This window comes from Mammaliicoccus sp. K-M42 (genome assembly GCF_022386375.1).
In the GTDB taxonomy this organism is placed as follows: Bacteria; Bacillota; Bacilli; order Staphylococcales; family Staphylococcaceae; genus Mammaliicoccus; species Mammaliicoccus fleurettii.
On record NZ_JAJNIS010000047.1, the window covers coordinates 1 to 394 of the forward strand.

The 394-nt window shown below is 37.8% G+C and carries 1 rRNA gene; it reads left to right on the plus strand.

From position 1 onward, the window contains the following. Window positions 1-72 (plus strand): 16S ribosomal RNA (locus LQ668_RS12265); the annotation flags it as partial. Window positions 73-394: the final 322 nt, after the last annotated feature.

Sequence of the window (394 nt, forward strand, 5' to 3'; positions counted from 1 at the left end):
GTGGGACAAATGATTGGGGTGAAGTCGTAACAAGGTAGCCGTATCGGAAGGTGCGGCTGGATCACCTCCTTTCTAAGGATATTACGGAATGGCCATTAGGTCATGGAATAACGGAGACATATTGTATTCAGTTTTGAATGTTTATTTAACATTCATCATTGCACATTGAAAACTAGATAAGTAAGCAAATAGATTTTACCAAGCAATAAACCGAGTGAATTTCTAACGAAATTCAAGCTTAATAATCGCGCGTCGTCTTTTTAGACGACATCACAGATTAATAACAGTTATTTTCTTAAACATTTATGTATAAGGAAATATTAGATTAAGTTATTAAGGGCGCACGGTGGATGCCTTGGCACTAGAAGCCGAAGAAGGACGTTACTAACGACGA